Origin of the sequence: Eudoraea sp. (assembly GCF_039969275.1) — a bacterium.
In the GTDB taxonomy this organism is placed as follows: Bacteria; Bacteroidota; Bacteroidia; order Flavobacteriales; family Flavobacteriaceae; genus Eudoraea.
This window is the reverse complement of record NZ_JBDVOC010000010.1, coordinates 271207-287108: the sequence shown is the minus strand read 5'-3', so window position 1 is coordinate 287108 and position 15902 is coordinate 271207. Positions and strand designations below refer to the sequence as shown.

The following is a 15902-nucleotide window of genomic DNA, read 5'->3' as shown; positions in this document are numbered from 1 at the left end:
AGTTGAATATTTTATCGTGAACCTGGCAATTGGGGTTATGATCTTAAAGAAATTCTCTTTGCCGCTTTGCCTCAAAGATAAGAATTGCAGCCGACACAGAAACATTCATGGAATCTATCTCACCTTGCATTGGTATTATAATATTCTGATCGGATTCGTGCAACCACTCTGATGTGAGTCCCGTAGCCTCGGTACCTACTGCAATGGCACAAGGTTTCTTATAATCCACTTCGGTATAGTTACAAGTAGCTGACAAGCTGGCTGAATAAATAGCTATTTTATTCTTTTTTAAAAAATTGAGTACCTCCTGAGTTTTTCCAGTTGCAATATTTACGGTAAAAAGGCATCCAACACTGGCTCTGATTATATTTGGATTATAAAGATCACCCTTGTTATTTACAATAATTACCGCATCTAAATTAGCCGTATCGGCAGTTCTTAATAAAGCACCAACATTTCCAGGTTTTTCCGGTGCTTCGGCAATCAATATCAATGGATTTTTATTCCTAAATGAAATATCATTCAGATTGTGATTTTTTGAACAGGCAATAGCAACAATTCCTTCCGTACTTTCACGATAGGCTATTTTTTGGTATATCTCCTGTGATACTTCTATCAATTCTGGATATTTCTCAAGCCGGGAAATAATCTGCCTAACTTTTACTTCAGAAATAATATTGGTGCAAAAAAAGACACTCTGAACAGAATAACCACCTTTACCTGCCAGTTCAAATTCTCGCTGTCCTTCCAATACAAATAAGCCAGAATTTCTACGTTCACGTGATTTTTCCTTTAATAATAATACTTTTTTAACCAAAGGATTATGTAAACTACTAATCTGCTTAACTTTGTTCATAGGACAAAAATAGAAGAATTGATAAACTTTCTATCAGTTGTCCGACAAAGACCACAACTTATATAATCTGAAATGCGTAAGGTTTTTTTATTACTAATTTTTTTAGGGCACTTTTCCTGTAAAGAAGCGCCCAGAGATAATGCAGACAAGAGTAATCCCCAGGTCCTGTCGACAAAGATTGAACAATCTAAATATCCTGATGCTTTAGAGAGGGTTTTTAAAGCTCATGGGGGTCTGCAAAATTGGACAAAGAAAAAGGTGCTTGTATACGATTTACCTAAAGCTGGATTTACTGAAACGCATACTACTGACCTCAAAACCAGGATGGATAAGATAGTTTCTTCCAATTTTTCAATGGGTTTTGATGGCAATCATGTTTGGTTATTGGATAAAACCGGAAACTATAAAGGAGACCCGGTTTTTTATCATAATCTAATGTTTTATTTCTATGCCATGCCTTTTGTTTTAGCTGATGATGGTATAATATATGGAGAGACAACGAATTTGATCTTTGATGGGAAAAGTTATCCGGGTGTTAGCATAAGTTACCATTCAGGGGTGGGTACTTCACCCAAAGACGAATATTTCCTGCATTACGATCCCCAAACTTATCAAATGGCCTGGTTAGGATATACCGTAACCTACAGAAGTGGGGAAAAGTCTGACAATGTTAAGTGGATCCGATATGCGGATTGGATGGAAGTAAATAATATCATATTACCCAAAGCAATAACCTGGCACGCCTACGAAGGAAAAGTAATAAAAGAAGCTAAAAACACTGTACATTTTGAGAATGTTACTCTTTCGGAATCTTTAAAACCGGATTCTTTTTATGCCATGCCGGTTGACAGTAAAAGTGTTGAAATGAAACAAGAGTAAAAGACTCTATAATCATAAGCTTCCTTATATTGATTCAAAATAATTTAGCGCGCTCAATCAGTCGCGTATTCTATATCATATGTAACCAAGAGTGTAACTATTAGACTATAACTTTTTATCCCTTCTTCCTGGTTGTTCGCTTTCAGAAATGTATTAAAAATTGATTTAAACATAGGTTCAAAAGGATTTTCAAAGGCCTGCCAAAATTTATTCAACTCTTCGTAGTTTTTTTGAACACCCGGATTTAATCTGGAATATAATTCACGAAATTTCGTTTCATCTCTTGATTTTATTTCACTTAATGAATAACTAAGTGCATAGGCCGCGGCAGAATACTTAAAGTAAATATCTTTATTATTAGCTGTAACGAGGTAGCCAATAAAATTAACTTCGTTTTCTGCAGAATAACCAACTTGATGTCCTATTTCATGCCCGGTAACCACCGGGAATCTGAAATTAGGTATTCTTTTATTCACCTGTGCCTCATTTGTAAAGGGATTAAGATAGCCGCCATATCCCATATAAGTCAGGGCGGTACTAAAAATAGATTTCTTTAAACTTGGATTTTTGTAACCAAAAAATGGATACCTAATTTCGAGTTCCGTATATCCCTCCAATGTCTTTTGAAAGATTTCTCTCTGATTATAGGGGATATTTACACTTTGCGAAGTATCTGAAGTTATTTCATACTGTAGTTTATTTGTCTTTTCTACAAGCTTTTCTGTAAACATTATCAATTCATTGGCCGTATATGTATCTTTTAGGTGAAGTGTTTGAGAAAGGGGCACACGGTAATAGTTAAAACCCCACATGAGATGAAATGTGAAATAGGCTACTGAAAGTATAAGAACTACATCTCTAAAGAAAAGTTTCAGGTTTTTTCTTATTTGATTTCTTTTGATAATTATATACCGGATGGCAAGTATTGTCAGGATAGCATAAATTAGATCGCCAATGGACAAAGGGAACCATCCAAATACTATTCGAAAAAAGTGTGAAATAAAGGGATATAAGCCTTTGCTGTAATAATTTTCAACAAGCTCCGGGTAACTGCCGAGATACTTGACCAGTATTATTTGCGGGATAATTGATAATGCAATCCCATTCTTCAACCTATTATTCATGAATTCAAAAATACCAATTATCTCGCTAGGTTAATTTTCAATATGTATTTTTGATCTTTTAAATTAAGATATGAATCAAGAGATAGAACAATTAGAACCAAAGAGAATCTGGTTTAATTTCTCAAAACTGAATGCTGTACCACGTCCTTCCAAGAAAGAAGAAAAAGTGATTGAATTCATGTTGAATTTTGGCAGGTCATTGCAATTAGAGACATTAAAAGATGAAGTAGGCAACGTTATTATTAGAAAAGAGGCATCCATTGGAATGGAAGATTGTAAACCAATTACGCTTCAATCTCATTTGGACATGGTACATCAAAAAAATTCCGATACAGATTTTGATTTTGATACTCAGGGAATTGAGATGTATGTGGATGGTGATTGGGTTAGGGCCAGGGGAACAACACTTGGTGCAGATAACGGGATGGGAGTGGCAGCGATAATGAGTTTACTAGAAAGCCATGATATTCCACATCCCCCTCTTGAAGCCTTGTTCACTATTGATGAAGAAACAGGTATGACGGGGGCAATGGGACTTAAAGGAGGTGTCCTCAAGGGTCAGATTTTATTGAATTTAGACACTGAAGAAGATAACGAGATAGACATTGGGTGCGCCGGCGGGATAGATATTACCGCTACCAGAACCTACGAGGAACAGACAGTCCCAAAAGAGTCCATTGCATACCGCATAAGCGTCAAAGGATTACACGGCGGACATAGTGGTATGGACATACACCGAGGTTTTGGTAATGCAAATAAAATAATGAACCGCCTTTTGTTTAAAAGTGCTGAAGAATTTGGTATTGGAGTGTCACAAATTGATGGAGGAAGTCTAAGAAATGCCATTCCTCGTGAGAGTTTTGCAACGGTTGTTTTAAATGCAGACCGAAAAAAAGATTTTGAAGTCCAAATAGCAAAGTGGGTAGAGGATATTAAAAGTGAGAATTCATTCATTGAAACCAACCTGGATATTAACCTGAATAAAGTTGAAATGCCCGCAAAGATGATGGAGAAAACTGCTCAGGATAAAATTTTAAGAGCTGTATATGGAGCACATAATGGCGTTTATGGAATGAGTGCGGCAATTGCCGATTTGGTGGAAACTTCCAATAACATAGCTAGAATTGAAGTCAAATCCGGGAAGATTAGGATTGGTTGTCTAACCAGATCTTCCGTAGATACGGCCAAAAATGATTTGGCTAATTCTCTTAAATCCGTTTTTGAGCTTGCAGATTGTACGGTTACTTTAACAGGAGAATATCCGGGTTGGAGTCCAAACCCTAATTCTGAAATATTGGAAGTACTTAAAGATCAGTACGAAATCCTTTTTAGTGAAAAGCCGAAAGTAGTAGCTTGTCATGCCGGATTGGAATGTGGTATTCTGGGAAAAAATTACCCGGAAATGGACATGATAAGTTTCGGGCCTACCATTAAAGGTGCGCATTCTCCGGATGAAAGAGTAAGTATCTCTTCAGTAAAGAAGTTTTGGACCTTTCTATTACAGATTTTAAAGAATACACCATAAAATAAAAAAGGCCCGAAAATTTTCGGGCCCTTTTTTTACTCGGCTTTACCTGTAATCTCCAGGTCAAAAATGAGATCAGCGTTTGGAGGGATTGGACCTCCACCTTGTTCACCATAACCCAAATGTGGCGGAATAAATATCCTGATTTTGTCTCCAATTTTCATACCTAATAAACCCTCTTTAAAACCGGCTACAAGCCTTGAATCCGGACTGTAATCCATGGGAAAGGCCTCATAACCTCCTCCTTGTTTTCGTCTTTCATCGAATTTATCAAACTTGATAGCAATTTCTTCATAATTACTGTCGAAAAGAGTTCCATCTGCCAGCCAGCCGGCATAATATACTAATACTTTATCACCAATTTTTGGATTAGCACCGGTTCCTTCGTTTAGGCTAAGAACTTTTAAACCAGACGGGAGCTCTTTTGCAACTTCCTGTTGTTGTTTTATTTCCGCTGCGAAATCGGTTTTAACCTTGGCCATAGCCGCAATAACAGCTTCTTCCTCTGCAAAATAATCTGTCATCACTTGAACCGCATCAAAATTCTTGGCTTCTTTACCATTTCTAACAATGTTCATAGAATTTATTACTACATCAGCTACGGGTTTGTCCTTTCTATTGGGTTCTGCATAGGTTTTTACATTAGCTATGGAATCTACAACATCCATTCCCGATACGACTTCTCCAAAAACGCTGTGTTTACCATTTAGGAAAGGCGTCTCCTTATGAGTTATGAAAAACTGACTTCCATTGGTTTTTGGTCCTGAATTGGCCATTGAAAGGATACCCGCCCTATCATGTACAAGGGAATCATTGAATTCATCTTTAAACCTGTACCCTGGGTTGCCGCGACCTGTACCAGTAGGATCACCTCCCTGAATCATAAAATCTTTAATGACTCTGTGGAAAATAGTGCCATCATAATACTTTCGGTCTTTATACTCTTCACTTACAAAGGGATTGTTACCTTCTGCTAGGGAAACGAAATTGGCCACTGTTACAGGAGTTTTTTCCATTTCGAGTTTTATAATGATAGCTCCCTGACTGGTATTTACATCTGCGAATAATCCATCTCCCAGATCCCGGTACTTACTTGATGTACAGCTTGTTAATGCTGATATACCAATTAAAACAATTGCAATTAATTTTTTCATTTTTTAAAGTTTAATTATCAAGATTTTCTTTTTGTTTTTCAATTTTTAGAATGCTAATGGTGGACTTAAGCGCTACGTTAGGTCCAATTTTGTTATTATCCCCATGATAACCATAAGCCATGGCAGAAGGGAAAAAGAAAGTGGCCGTTTCATTTACTTTAAGAAGTTTTACGCTATTGCGCAGGCCTGGAAATAATTCCTGTTTATCTACTTTATACTTAATAGTCCCGATTTCCTCCATAGAATAGATGGTATCATTTTCAAGACTAACTAAATTGTAATTAAGAGTAACCAAATCATCAGAAAGAGGGGTGTAATCACTTTCCTCATTTATAGCACTATAAAAGTACCAGGATCCTGTGGCCGATGCCAGATAGTGATGAAGAGTATCATTTGTGATGATTTGTTGAATAATCTCCTCTTCCTGGTTTAATAATTCTATATTCCGCTGAACAGAGGCGTTAATAAGACTTCCCGACTGAGTTTTAACAGGCCGCCTGGGTTCAGTTTCGCCACAAGCTATAAGACATACGATTGGTAATACATAAAGGAAGTTCTTCATTTGCTAAGCTGGTCTTTATAGTTTTCCAATAAGGCTTCGAAATGCTTTACTGTGCTCTCCATGTCACCTTCACTTCTTCCTCCAGCCGCATTGGTATGCCCACCACCATGATAGTGATTTCTCGCAAATTCATTAACGGAGAAATTTCCTTCAGAACGAAATGAAATCTTAATAATTCTTTCTTCTTTATTCTCAATAAAAATAACAGCAAATCGAATATTCTGAAGCGTAAGGCCATAATTTACAAAACCTTCGGTATCTCCTTTTTTATAATTATGGGCATCCAATTCTTCCTGACTCAAACTAGTATATGCAGTGTTATATTCCTTTAGGATGACCATGTTTTTTAACGCACAACCTAAGAGTTGTAACCTATCAGGGGTGTTAGTATCAAATATTTGATTTTGCACTTCAAAATTATTGGCCCCTTTATTTATCAGCTCAGCTACTACCTGATGAGTTTTACTGGTTGTTGACGAATACTTAAAAGAGCCTGTGTCCGTAACAATTCCGGCATACAAACAATCTGCAATTTCACTTGTAACCTTGTCGACATCTCCCAGAGAACTAATAAAATTAAAAACCATTTCTGATGTAGAACTCATTTTTGAATCTGAATATGTTATTTGGGCGTAATTATCAGGTGCCTGATGATGGTCTATCATTATAAAAGTGGCTTGCAACCCTTCCAGAATCGGCGTCATCTGTCCAACTCTTCCTAGTTGATTAAAATCAAGGGTAAAACAAAGGTCAGAGCTATTAAGGTATTCAACTGCGGTAGCGTTATCTCTTTCAAAATTAAGGACCTCGTTTGTGCCAGGCATCCATTTTAGGAACTTGGGATAATCATTGGGGACAATTACCTTTACTTCCTGTCCAATTGCCTTAAGATAATGCCATAATCCCAGCGATGAACCAATAGCATCACCATCAGGATTTTTATGGGGTACAATAACTATTCTTAATGGCTTTGAGAGCAGTGCTTTTATAGCCTTTACATCCTCAGAATTCATGCGCGCAAAGATACAATTAAATTGGAGATTCCCTATAGCAGTAATTTCAAAAGTAAGAGCAGGCAGAATACTTCATTTATCCAGTTTAAAATATACTCTAAAAGTATTCTGGAGTTGGACTAATATTCCTTTTTATAAAAGTCTATTTTTGTTATCTAAATCATTTGATTCATGTATAAATCATTCGTTGTTATAATCTTGTTTGCTTTAACTGCGGGTTGTACCGCCAAAAAAAAATCGGTTAAAACAACTGTCCCGGATTCGGAAATTGCAATTGCTTTTGGTTCTTGCAATAAGCATAACTTAGAAAATCTTTTATGGGATGACATAAAAGAAGCTGATCCATTATTATGGATCTGGGGCGGTGATATAATTTATGCTGACACAGAAGATGTAGCGGAAATAAGACAACTATATAATGCCCAAAATAAGGTTTCCGGTTATAAAAAATTAAAAAAAAGCACGCAGGTAATAGGAACTTGGGATGATCATGACTATGGATTAAATGATGGAGGTACAGAATATGTGTCTAAAAAACAGAGCCAACAGGCTTTTTTAGATTTTATGGATGTACCGGCAGATCATCCGAGACGAACTCAGGAGGGTGTTTATTTTGCATATGACTATAACGGTAGTCTGGGTAAAATAAAGATTATAGTTTTAGATACACGATATTTTAGAACAGCTTTAACCGCGGATACAGAAACAGAGAAACGTAATAAACCGAACCCATACGGTGAGGGCACACTTCTTGGAGAAACACAATGGCAATGGCTTGCCTATGAGTTGAACAATACGGATGCCGATTTTAATCTTGTTGTAAGTAGTATTCAGTTCTTGTCTAATGAGCATGGTTTTGAATGTTGGGGAAATTTCCCCCATGAAGTGGATAGATTTAAACATTTGCTCGTAGATTCACAGGCTAAAGGGGTAATTATCCTTTCGGGGGATCGCCATATTTCTGAGTTTTCTAAAATTAATATTCCCGGACTTTCCTACCCTTTAATAGATTTTACTAGTAGCGGACTTACGCATAGTTATTCAGATTTTTCCGGGGAACCCAATCCATACAGATTGGGTAATGTCATTGCTAAAGAGAGTTTTGGATTGGTAAAGTTGAATATGATTACTAAGGAAGTTCATTTACAAATCGTTAAAAATAACGGTATCGTGCCTCTTGAGATAAGACAAAATTATTAATGTTGTGGTTTGCTGTAAGAAAATGTATTTTTGCCCAAAATTTTATAAATGACAGCCAACAGAACTTTTACAATGATTAAACCAGATGCGGTTGAAAATGGACATATTGGAGCCATTTTAGAAAAAATTACATCTGCAGGTTTCAAGATCATAGCTATGAAATATACTCAGTTGAGCAGACGTGATGCCCAGCAGTTTTATGCCATTCACCGCGACCGACCTTTTTTTGGCGAGTTGATTCAGTTTATGACAAGAGGACCTATTGTTTCTGCTATTTTAGAGAAAGATAATGCGGTAGATGATTTTAGAGCCTTAATAGGGGCTACAAATCCTATGGAAGCTGCTGAAGGAACTATTCGAAAATTATTCGCTAAAGATATAGGTGAGAATGCAATACACGGTTCAGATAGTGATGAAAACGCTGCTATAGAAGGAAGTTTCCATTTTTCAGGAAGGGAAGTTTACTTAAGAGAATAGTACTAAAAAACCATAGATAAAACTTACCAGTTACCTTAATACAATATTTTTGACTAGGTCCTTGTTCAACTCTTCATTGATCATATCAATGATTTTGGATTTTCCATGACTTAGTTCTTCTCGTAAGACAGAAGATGAAAGGGAGACAAAAAGCGTATCATTGCGCAACTCTACTGCCGTAGTATAGTTGTTTACTCCGTTGTCCATTATCTTCTCCCATGCTTTTTTGACTATGACTTTGTCTATACCTTTTTGCAATTTATTTTCTTTAATAAATGCATTCAAAGCTTCACTCAGGGGATGTAGATTTTTTTCTTTTGCCATTACTCTTTAGCATTGATGGGCTGAAATCGTCTGTAATGATAAGACAAGCCTTCTTTATTTTTGAGAACCATATTGGATTTAGTAATCTCGGTTATTTGCTCTTCCCATGAACTTAAGTCATTCTGGTAACTCATCCAAAAAAAACCATCTCTTTCATTTATTTGGTATGACTCTGCATCACTGGAAGTATTATAAGTTCCATCAAATGTGGGTTGTACTTTCTTGCGAAAACCTTTCATATTATTATATTCAAAGTAATCGATAGTCACATTTACGTTATATTCTTTGCTTCCTCCATCAGGAAATTTAACCTCTTCAATCTCCCAATATCCGTTAATATGATTTAAATCTGAAACGGATATTTTTTCAGAACACGCCAGAAAGGATAAAAACAATATCAAAGAAATTTGCTTACGCATACTACAATTTAAAAATTTTATAGGATTGATGAATAGATTTCACAACATTTTCCGTCCGCTCTGGGTGTGTGTCAGTAATAAATATTTGCCCAAAATTTTCATCATCAACTAAGGTAATGATGTGTTTTACCCTATTTTCATCCAATTTGTCAAAGATATCATCCAAAAGCATTATCGGAGTAGTTCCGGCGTGTGCTTTTAGAAAGTGAAACTGAGCAAACTTTAAAGCGATTAAAAATGATTTTTGCTGTCCCTGACTACCAAATTTCTTTATAGGATAATCTTCTATTTCAAACCGAAGATCATCTTTATGAATCCCTGTGGAGGTGTATTGCAATGCCCTGTCTTTTTCAATATTACTTTCAAGGAGCGATAAAAGATCTTGTGAGAACAATTTGCTTTCATAGTGCACGTTAACCAACTCCTGTCCCCCGGAAATTGCTAAGTATTGTTCTCTAAAAATAGGAATAAAATCTTCGATAAAAGCCGCCCGTTTTTCGAAAATGATTTTTCCAAAGCCGTTTAACTGCTCGTTATAAACAGAAATTGTTTCCTGGTCGAAAGAATGGTTGGCCGCAAAATATTTCAGTAGGGTATTACGCTGTTGAAGTGTTTTATTGTATTTAAGAAGTGTTTGCAGATACTCCTTATCTGACTGTGATATAACACTGTCTACAAATTTTCTTCTAATATCACTTCCCTCAAGAATTAAATCTCTATCGGCTGGCGAAATAATAACTAAGGGTAATAGACCAATATGATCAGATAAGCGATCATATACTTTATTATTTCGTTTGATGATCTTTTTCATGCCTTTTTTGAGGCTGCAAACAATTTTTTCGTTCCTGTCTTTGAGTTTAAAAGTACCTTCAATGATAAAAAATTGCTCTCCGTGCTTTATATTCTGACCAGCCAGAGGGTTAAAATAACTTTTACCAAATGCAAGGTGGTAAATAGCATCAAGCACATTGGTTTTTCCTTTGCCGTTATCACCAACAAAACAATTCGTTTTGGAATCGAATTCAAATTGTTGCGCCTCAAAATTTTTGTAGTTAACCAGGGATAAATTCTTCAGAAACATTGGGAAGGTAATTTGGTAATAAACATGGAAGGTGCAAATTATCGAAAAATAACGAATATTTAGGCTTTTGGTTTTAGATAAAAACTTTATTTTTGCGCGACCAATAAATGTAAAGATGGCAACATATAAGAAAAGGGGTTACAAGCCTAAAAATAAAGCCGAAGAAAGAGAATTTGATTCTAAGCATAGTGCCACGGCGGAAGTTTTTAGCAGCCTGGATGAAAGTGCTTCCAGATCAGAACAATGGGTGGCCAAAAATCAAAATTATATCCTTGGCCTGATAGGTGTGATTGCCATTGCTGTTTTAGGCTATCTTTCTTATAATCAGTTCATTCAAAAACCAAAAGAAGCAAATGCTGCTAATGAACTTTTTTATCCTCAACAATATTTTGATCAGGCTTTAAACAATACAGCAGAAAAGGATTCACTGTTTACTTTAGCATTAAATGGAGCAGAAGGTAAATATGGTTTTCTGGATATTATCGATGAATACAAAGGGACAAAAGCAGCCAACCTGGCTAATTATTCTGCAGGCATGGCTTATTTGAACATGAAACAATACGAAGACGCCATCAGGCATTTGGAAAATTTTTCTTCAGATGATGCCATCCTTGGTGCCCTGGCGAAAGGGGGAATTGGAGATGCTTTTATGCAATTGGGTCAAGCCACAGATGCTTTGGGGTATTATGAATTGGCATTTGCCCACAATATTAATGATTATACTACTCCAAGATTTCTTTATAAAGCCGGAGTAACTGCTTCAGAGCTGAATCAGAATGATAAGGCACTTCAGTATTTCCAGAGAATTAAAGATGAATTTTCAAATTCGGAAGAAGCTAATACTATAGATGCCTTTATAGGAATGGCTAAAAGCAACAAGTAAATGGCTACGTCCAACAAAAATCTGTCGGTTTATGACAAGAAAACAATCCCAAACGCGAAGGCTCTTCGGTTTGGGATTGTTGTTTCAGAATGGAATTCGAAGATCACGGAAGGCCTTTTTAAAGGCGCCGAATCTACATTGTTGGATTGTGGTGTAAAACAAGATAATATTTTAAGATGGGATGTTCCGGGCAGTTTTGAGCTGACATTTGGATGTAAAAAAATGATACAGCAAAATAATCCGGATGCTGTTATTGCAATAGGCAGTGTAATACGCGGAGAAACCAAACACTTTGATTTTGTTTGCAGCGCTACCGCCCAGGGAATAAAAGACCTGAATGTAAATACCGACACCCCCGTGATTTTTTGCGTGCTAACCGATGATAATCTTCAACAGGCAGAGGACAGAAGTGGTGGTAAGTATGGAAATAAAGGAACAGAAGCTGCAATTGCCGCGATTAAAATGGCATTACTTTAATTGATTACTGCTGATGCTAATTCCTCTCATTCACATTTAGGCACAATTGGATTATTTTGTAAAATGTGACCTTAATAATGCGCATGCCGTAAACTGTTAACAATTTTTGGGAAGGATATCTCTTCATATTTTTTGATTTTGAGTAACTTTGAGCCTTAGGCTCATGGGAAGATTTTCAAAACTACGAAAGAACAGAAAATACAGTTATACACCACGTTATTATAACGATAAGGGTGAAGGCAGCCCGTATAAAATGCAGCCAAAACTTGATAAATTCCGATCTACAATAGATGCACCAAGAGGATTGAAAGGAAAGTTCAGCAATGCAATGGCGGATATCAAGAGGGCTGGCGACAAAAATCTAAAACTAAGAATGCTAATTATAATCGTTGTCCTAATTCTTATATTCCTTTATATTATCGATTTTGATTTATCAATCTTCTTTTCAAAATAATGGCAGATATTATACAACTTTTGCCAGACCACGTGGCTAATCAGATAGCCGCCGGTGAAGTAGTCCAACGCCCGGCTTCTGTTGTTAAAGAATTATTGGAGAATGCCATTGATGCAGGAGCTACTACCATAAAATTAATTGTAAAAGACGGAGGAAAGACTTTGATCCAGATCGTGGATGATGGACTAGGTATGAGTGTAACGGATGCCAGATTGAGTTTTGAAAGACATGCAACTTCTAAAATAAATTGTGCTGAGGATTTATTTCACCTGGACACAAAAGGATTTCGTGGAGAAGCCCTGGCTTCTATTGCTGCTATAGCGCATGTGGAAATGAATACCCGTCCGGCAGAAGATGAAGTAGGTACGCTTCTTAAAATTGAAGGGAGTAAGGTATTATCGCAAGATGTAACCGTAACACCTAAAGGAACCTCTGTATCTGTAAAGAATCTCTTTTTTAATATCCCGGCAAGGAGAAAATTCTTAAAGTCCAACCAGGTAGAATTACGTCATATTACTTCAGAATTTCACCGGGTAGCTCTGGCACATCCTTTGGTACATTTTTATTTTTATAACAATAATAGTGAACTATTCAGCTTGCCTTCAACCAATTTAAAAAAGCGAATTGTACATATATTCGGGACTAAAACAAAAGAAAAGTTAGTACCTGTAGAGGAAGAAACCAAGGTTGTAAAGATATCAGGCTTTATTTGCAAACCGGAATACGCAAAAAAAAGTAGGGGAGAACAGTTTTTCTTTGTAAATAATCGCTTTATAAAAAGCCCATATCTTCATCATGCTGTTATGGCTTCTTTTGAAGGGCTGTTGAGACCAGATACAAGCCCGGGCTACTTTTTATATCTGGAGGTAGATCCAGAATCAATTGATATTAATATACACCCTACAAAGACAGAAATTAAGTTTGATGATGAACATACCTTATACGCAATACTCAAATCAACAATAAAACACAGCTTAGGTCAGTTTAATGTAAGTCCGGTATTAGATTTTGACAAAGATCAGAATTTAGACACTCCATATGTACTATCAAATATGCAGGCACAACAACCCGGTATTACTGTTGATCCCGGTTATAATCCATTTAAGGAAAGCGGACTTGAAAATAGAGATAAAAGGTTTTTTAAAAGGCAGCCGTCTGGGGATTGGGAAAGTATGTACGTAGGTTTGGAGTCAAAAGTCGGTAGGGGTGAGGGTTTTAGTACGGTACATTTTGAATCTGACACTATCACAGGTTCTATTTTTGAGGAACAGCAGAAATTAGAAGTAAGTGGGGCGACTACATTCCAGCTTAGAAGAAAATATATAGTAACGACCATAAAATCTGGTATGCTTATTATTGACCAGGGACGAGCTCATCAGCGAGTACTATATGAAAAATTTCTTAAGAGTATTACGGTAGAGGAAACTTTAAGCCAGCAATTGCTATTTCCTATATCGCTCGTTTTTTCAAAAACAGAATTAGCGGTACTTAAGGAAATTAAAGCTAGTTTGATATCTCTGGGTTTTGCCTTCGGTCTTTTTACACAGGATGAACTCCAAATAACCGGAATTCCGCAGCTTATTAATGAGAGTGAAATAGGTGTTATCCTGGATCAATTAATTTCTGATTATCAGATGGAGGTAAGTGAGAACGATTTTACCCAGTCTGAGGTATTATCAAAAGCACTTTGTAAATCTTTAGCAGTAAAAACTGGAGAAATATTGGATGGCGAGTCACAACAGGCCTTGGTAAATGCATTATTTGCATGTAAGGAAACTAACCGAAGTCCGTTTAACAAATTAATTCACATTACTATAACTGAGCGTGAAATTGATAATAAATTTATTTAGATGGGAAAACTTACCGATGCCATTAAGCATCTGCTAATTGTTAATGTGTTGTTCTTTGTGGCAACCAATCTATTTGGAGATCAGATGTATCAATGGTTTTCATTGTGGTTTCCGGAGAACGAGAATTTTGGAATTTGGCAGATTTTGTCCCATATGTTTATGCATGGCGGATTTATGCATATATTATTTAATATGTACGCCCTCTGGGCCTTTGGAACACCATTGGAGCGGATGTGGGGTCGGAATAAGTTTTTGTTCTTTTATTTTTCTGCGGGCATCGGGGCAGCCCTTATACATAGCGGCGTAAATTATTATTATTTCAATCAGGGTATAGAGGCCCTGGTAAATTCGGGAATAGCGAAAAATCAGATTATGGAAATTATTTCGGGGGGGCAATATAGTCCGGACTGGTATAATTATGCACCACGAAGTGTTATAGATAATTTTTTAAGCGCGTATAATACACCGGCAGTAGGTGCTTCCGGGGCTATTTATGGAATATTGGTAGCTTTTGGAATGTCTTACCCAAATAGTGAATTATTCCTTATCTTTTTACCAATTCCTATTAAAGCAAAATTTTTCATTCCTGTATTAATAGGCCTGGACTTGTTTTCGGGAGTTACCGGATATTCCATATTTGGTGATGGGATTGCCCATTTTGCCCATGTAGGCGGAGCGCTTTTTGGATTTCTAATGATGTGGTACTGGAAGAAAAATCAGTTTAATAAAAATAGATGGGACTAGCATGAATTCTGGAAATTTGAAATATCAATTTGCGCGACTCAACATAGCAGAAAAATTAATTGCAGTAAACGTATTTGTTTTTATCATAAACGGATTATTTACTTTCTTAATGGGCATGCCTTCCAATTCATTGATTCGCTGGTTTGAATTACCTAAAGATTTCATCGACTTTATTTCTCAACCTTGGTCTCTTGTTACCTATTCCTTTTTTCACGGGGATATCTGGCACTTATTTTGGAATATGATAATGCTTTATTTTTCAGGAAGAATATTCCTTAATCTTTTTGGGCCTAAAAAATTCACAAGCGTTTATTTTTTGGGAGTCATATTGGGAGGATTAATCTTTTTATTAAGCTATAATGTATTTCCTGCTCTTTTAGCCACCAACACGGCGCTAATTGGTGCGTCTGCTGGTGTGACTGCCGTTTTAATTTTTGTATGTACCTATATTCCTAACCAGGAAGTAAGGCTCTTTATTTTCAATGTAAAGTTGTGGTATATTGGAGCTTTCTTTGTATTGGTAGATTTAATTCAGATACCATCCGGCGGAAATGCAGGTGGGCATCTTGCCCATTTGGGAGGAGCTTTACTGGGATATGTGTATGCCAGGCAGCTTTTAAAAGGCAGAGATATTGGAGAAGGATTTACCAAAATGTTGGAAAGCCTTGAAGGTCTTTTTAAGAAGAAAGAGAAAAAAGCGCCTTTAAAAACTGTGTACCGACGAGCAAAAGGAAATAGTAATTCAAGTGTAAATTACGACAGGGAAAGTAAACAGCGCAAGATTGATACCATCCTGGATAAAATAAGTAAATCTGGTTATGAAAGTCTTTCCAAATCAGAAAAGGATTTCTTATTTAAGGCAGGTAAAGATGACTAGTCT

18 protein-coding genes are annotated in these 15902 nt (G+C 36.5%); 10 read left to right on the top strand and 8 right to left on the bottom strand.

Annotation, left to right across the window (positions count from 1 at the left end):
* Nucleotides 1–43: 43 nt before the first annotated feature.
* Nucleotides 44–856 (bottom strand): RNA methyltransferase, encoded by an 813-nt coding sequence (locus ABJH90_RS09135; protein WP_348138568.1) that lies wholly within the window; start codon nucleotides 854–856, stop codon nucleotides 44–46.
* A gap of 72 nt (nucleotides 857–928) precedes the next feature.
* Between ABJH90_RS09135 and ABJH90_RS09130 the strand changes: the two genes are divergently transcribed.
* A complete protein-coding gene (locus ABJH90_RS09130; RefSeq protein ID WP_348138566.1) occupies nucleotides 929–1735 on the top strand; it encodes a DUF6503 family protein in 807 nt (268 codons plus the stop codon).
* Nucleotides 1736–1788: 53 nt separating this feature from the next.
* Here the strand turns inward: ABJH90_RS09130 and ABJH90_RS09125 are convergent, their stop codons facing one another.
* Nucleotides 1789–2859, bottom strand: coding sequence for a DUF3810 domain-containing protein (locus ABJH90_RS09125; protein WP_348138564.1), 1071 nt, complete (start codon nucleotides 2857–2859; stop codon nucleotides 1789–1791).
* A 70-nt stretch (nucleotides 2860–2929) separates the two neighbouring features.
* On the opposite strand from ABJH90_RS09125, the gene ABJH90_RS09120 reads away from it, so the two are divergent.
* Nucleotides 2930–4384 (top strand): aminoacyl-histidine dipeptidase, encoded by a 1455-nt coding sequence (locus ABJH90_RS09120; protein ID WP_348138562.1) that lies wholly within the window; start codon nucleotides 2930–2932, stop codon nucleotides 4382–4384.
* A 35-nt stretch (nucleotides 4385–4419) separates the two neighbouring features.
* Here the strand turns inward: ABJH90_RS09120 and ABJH90_RS09115 are convergent, their stop codons facing one another.
* Genes ABJH90_RS09115 through ABJH90_RS09105 form a run of 3 tightly spaced genes read right to left on the bottom strand, consistent with a single transcriptional unit; the run spans nucleotide 4420 to nucleotide 7113 of the window.
* Entirely contained in the window at nucleotides 4420–5538 is a 1119-nt protein-coding gene (locus tag ABJH90_RS09115; protein WP_348138560.1) for a peptidylprolyl isomerase, read from the bottom strand.
* Between the two features lie 10 nt (nucleotides 5539–5548).
* The gene (gene gldI, locus ABJH90_RS09110) at nucleotides 5549–6100 is read right to left on the bottom strand and encodes a gliding motility-associated peptidyl-prolyl isomerase GldI (RefSeq protein WP_348138558.1); all 552 of its coding nucleotides are present in this window, start codon (nucleotides 6098–6100) and stop codon (nucleotides 5549–5551) included.
* Complete coding sequence (locus ABJH90_RS09105) at nucleotides 6097–7113, bottom strand: bifunctional oligoribonuclease/PAP phosphatase NrnA (protein ID WP_348138556.1); 1017 nt, start codon at nucleotides 7111–7113, stop codon at nucleotides 6097–6099. Before ABJH90_RS09105 ends, gldI begins: the two co-directional genes overlap by 4 nt.
* A 171-nt stretch (nucleotides 7114–7284) precedes the next feature.
* Here ABJH90_RS09105 and ABJH90_RS09100 point away from each other — a divergent pair, with 171 nt between their 5' ends.
* Both ABJH90_RS09100 and ABJH90_RS09095 read left to right on the top strand, forming a co-directional pair.
* Nucleotides 7285–8313 (top strand): alkaline phosphatase D family protein, encoded by a 1029-nt coding sequence (locus tag ABJH90_RS09100; protein WP_348138554.1) that lies wholly within the window; start codon nucleotides 7285–7287, stop codon nucleotides 8311–8313.
* A gap of 48 nt (nucleotides 8314–8361) precedes the next feature.
* Complete coding sequence (locus ABJH90_RS09095; protein ID WP_348138552.1) at nucleotides 8362–8790, top strand: nucleoside-diphosphate kinase; 429 nt, start codon at nucleotides 8362–8364, stop codon at nucleotides 8788–8790.
* Nucleotides 8791–8820: 30 nt separating this feature from the next.
* On the opposite strand, the gene ABJH90_RS09090 is transcribed toward ABJH90_RS09095, so the two are convergent.
* Genes ABJH90_RS09090 through recF form a run of 3 tightly spaced genes read right to left on the bottom strand, consistent with a single transcriptional unit; the run spans nucleotide 8821 to nucleotide 10614 of the window.
* Nucleotides 8821–9114 carry a DUF721 domain-containing protein gene (locus ABJH90_RS09090; protein ID WP_348138550.1) on the bottom strand — a complete coding sequence of 98 codons (294 nt, stop codon included), beginning with the start codon at nucleotides 9112–9114 and terminating at the stop codon, nucleotides 8821–8823.
* Nucleotides 9114–9533, bottom strand: a complete 420-nt coding sequence (locus ABJH90_RS09085) for a hypothetical protein (RefSeq protein ID WP_348138548.1) — start codon at nucleotides 9531–9533, stop codon at nucleotides 9114–9116. The genes ABJH90_RS09090 and ABJH90_RS09085 overlap by 1 nt, the downstream gene beginning before the upstream one ends.
* A 1-nt stretch (nucleotide 9534) precedes the next feature.
* On the bottom strand, nucleotides 9535–10614 hold the full coding sequence (gene recF, locus ABJH90_RS09080; protein WP_348138546.1) for a DNA replication and repair protein RecF: 1080 nt from the start codon (nucleotides 10612–10614) through the stop codon (nucleotides 9535–9537).
* Between the two features lie 115 nt (nucleotides 10615–10729).
* Here recF and ABJH90_RS09075 point away from each other — a divergent pair, with 115 nt between their 5' ends.
* The 6 genes from ABJH90_RS09075 (at nucleotide 10730) to ABJH90_RS09050 (ending at nucleotide 15899) form a co-directional block, all read left to right on the top strand.
* A complete protein-coding gene (locus ABJH90_RS09075) occupies nucleotides 10730–11497 on the top strand; it encodes a tetratricopeptide repeat protein (RefSeq protein ID WP_348138544.1) in 768 nt (255 codons plus the stop codon).
* Complete coding sequence (gene ribH, locus ABJH90_RS09070; protein ID WP_348138542.1) at nucleotides 11498–11974, top strand: 6,7-dimethyl-8-ribityllumazine synthase; 477 nt, start codon at nucleotides 11498–11500, stop codon at nucleotides 11972–11974.
* 163 nt (nucleotides 11975–12137) lie between these two features.
* Nucleotides 12138–12428: a riboflavin synthase subunit beta gene (locus tag ABJH90_RS09065; protein WP_348138540.1), complete on the top strand. Its 291-nt coding sequence runs from the start codon at nucleotides 12138–12140 to the stop codon at nucleotides 12426–12428.
* Nucleotides 12428–14278: a DNA mismatch repair endonuclease MutL gene (mutL, locus tag ABJH90_RS09060; protein WP_348138538.1), complete on the top strand. Its 1851-nt coding sequence runs from the start codon at nucleotides 12428–12430 to the stop codon at nucleotides 14276–14278. The genes ABJH90_RS09065 and mutL overlap by 1 nt, the downstream gene beginning before the upstream one ends.
* The gene (locus ABJH90_RS09055) at nucleotides 14279–15022 is read left to right on the top strand and encodes a rhomboid family intramembrane serine protease (protein WP_348138537.1); all 744 of its coding nucleotides are present in this window, start codon (nucleotides 14279–14281) and stop codon (nucleotides 15020–15022) included.
* Nucleotide 15023: 1 nt separating this feature from the next.
* Nucleotides 15024–15899, top strand: a complete 876-nt coding sequence (locus tag ABJH90_RS09050) for a rhomboid family intramembrane serine protease (RefSeq protein ID WP_348138535.1) — start codon at nucleotides 15024–15026, stop codon at nucleotides 15897–15899.
* Nucleotides 15900–15902: the final 3 nt, after the last annotated feature.